The following is a 1961-nucleotide window of genomic DNA, read 5'->3' on the forward strand; positions in this document are numbered from 1 at the left end:
ATTTGTCGCGGTGTTTGCGTTTGACCCGGTGCGAAGGAAGAAAGCAGTCAAAGCCCTGGTTGGCGAGGTGCTCCTCGGCCCGAAACGCATGCCGCGGTTTGCATTGCACCAGGTACCATTGGGGTTGGGTCATAACATCTTCATCGGGCACGTTCTGCGCGCCGGGTTGTTGGCAATCGTTTGGCGAATCCGCAGAATTTGGTTTCGGCGGATGCGTCGGGTTGGGTTACGGCGGATGCGCGCTTCGCGCTTATCCGCCCTACGCGAGCTTCCGTGCCATCCGCCGTTGCCGGCCATTATGCCGTGGTTTGCGTAGGGCGGATAAGCCGAAGGCGCATCCGCCGTTGCCGGTCGTTATTGGCGTGGTTTGCGTAGGGGCCGAGCGCAGCGGTATAAACCGCGTCCGCCGTTGCCGGCCATTACTGCCACGGTTTCCGTAGGGGCCGAGCGCAGCGGTATAAACCGCATCCGCCGTTGCCGGACTTTACGATGGCCGGCCCACGGAGTAGTACGTAAACCCTTTTTTGACCATCCGCTTCGGATCAAACAGGTTACGACCGTCGAACACCAACGGCTGGGCCAGTTGCTGTTTGATCAGATCGAAATCCGGGGCGCGGAAGGCCTGCCATTCGGTGACTATCACCAGGGCGTCGGCGCCCTTGAGGGTGCTTTCTTTGGTGCCGCACAGGCTCAGGTCGTCACGGGTGCCGTAGATACGCTGGGTTTCTTCCATCGCTTCCGGATCATAAGCCTGCACCGTCGCGCCGGCGGCCCAGAGGGCTTCCATCAGCACCCGGGCCGGGGCTTCGCGCATGTCGTCGGTGTTGGGCTTGAACGACAGGCCCCAGACGGCGAAGGTTTTGCCCTTCAGGTCGCCGCCGTAGTGTTTGTTGATTTTCTGGAACAGGGTGGTTTTCTGTTCGTTGTTACGCGCTTCTACCGACTTGAGTACTTTGGCGTCAAAGTTGATGTCGTCCGCGGTGCGAATCAGGGCCTGGACGTCTTTCGGGAAGCAGGAGCCGCCGTAGCCCACGCCGGGGTAGATAAACTGGTAGCCGATGCGCGGGTCGCTGCCGATGCCCTGCCGCACGGCTTCGATATCCGCACCCAGCAATTCGGCCAGGTTGGCAATTTCGTTGATAAAGCTGATTTTGGTGGCTAGCATGCAGTTGGCGGCGTATTTGGTCAGCTCAGCACTGCGCACGTCCATGATCATGACCTTGTCATGGTTGCGGTTGAACGGCGCGTACAGCTCGCGCATGATTTCCTCGGCGTAGTCGTCATCGGTGCCGATGATAATACGGTCCGGCTTCATGCAGTCGGCCACCGCAGAGCCTTCTTTCAGGAATTCGGGGTTGGACACCACGGCGAACTCGAGGTCGGTGCGGCCGCGCTTTTCCAGGGTTTCCGCGACTTTGGCTTTTACCTTGTCGGCGGTGCCCACGGGCACGGTGGACTTGTCGATAATGACCTGGCGCTTTTCCATGTGGGTGGCAATGGTCTCGGCCACGGCCAGCACGTATTTGAGGTCGGCGGAGCCGTCCTCGTCCGGCGGAGTACCCACGGCGATGAATTGCAGGTCACCGTGTTTGACGGCCTCGGCCGCGTCGGTGGTGAAATGCAGGCGGCCAGCGGCGTAGTTTTCAGTCACCAGCGGCTCCAGGCCGGGTTCGTAAATCGGGATTTCACCGTTTTTAAGGCGCTCGACCTTTTTGGCGTCTACATCAACGCAGACCACGTCATGGCCGACTTCGGAGAGGATGGCGCCTTGCACCAGACCGACGTAGCCGGTGCCAAATACGGTAACTTTCATGCGGGTAAGGTCCCTTTCATAAAGAGAGTGGATTTCGTTGGGGCGTATGATAACGGGGTTGGGTGGGTATTTCTATGTGTGGGTTTGGATGCGGTGGATGCGGCGGGGTTTGGTAACGGCGGATGCGCCTTCGGCTTATCCGCCCTAC

2 protein-coding genes are annotated in these 1961 nt (G+C 59.8%); both read right to left on the bottom strand.

The features are described 5' to 3' along the window. Positions 1 to 133, bottom strand: a 133-nt coding sequence (locus B3187_RS17500) for a transcription termination/antitermination NusG family protein (protein WP_414673663.1), incomplete at its 3' end; no start/stop codon positions are given. 351 nt (positions 134 to 484) lie between these two features. Beyond that, a complete protein-coding gene (locus tag B3187_RS01325; RefSeq protein ID WP_286804292.1) occupies positions 485 to 1813 on the bottom strand; it encodes a UDP-glucose dehydrogenase family protein in 1329 nt (442 codons plus the stop codon). Positions 1814 to 1961: the final 148 nt, after the last annotated feature.

Source organism: Marinimicrobium sp. UBA4209, from assembly GCF_002381585.1.
Lineage (GTDB): Bacteria > Pseudomonadota > Gammaproteobacteria > Pseudomonadales > Cellvibrionaceae > Marinimicrobium > Marinimicrobium koreense.

Coding starts and splice junctions, on each gene's coding strand:
- B3187_RS01325 (WP_286804292.1), bottom strand. CDS start 1,813: ATGAAAGTTACCGTATTTGGCACCGGCTACGTCGGTCTGGTGCAAGGC.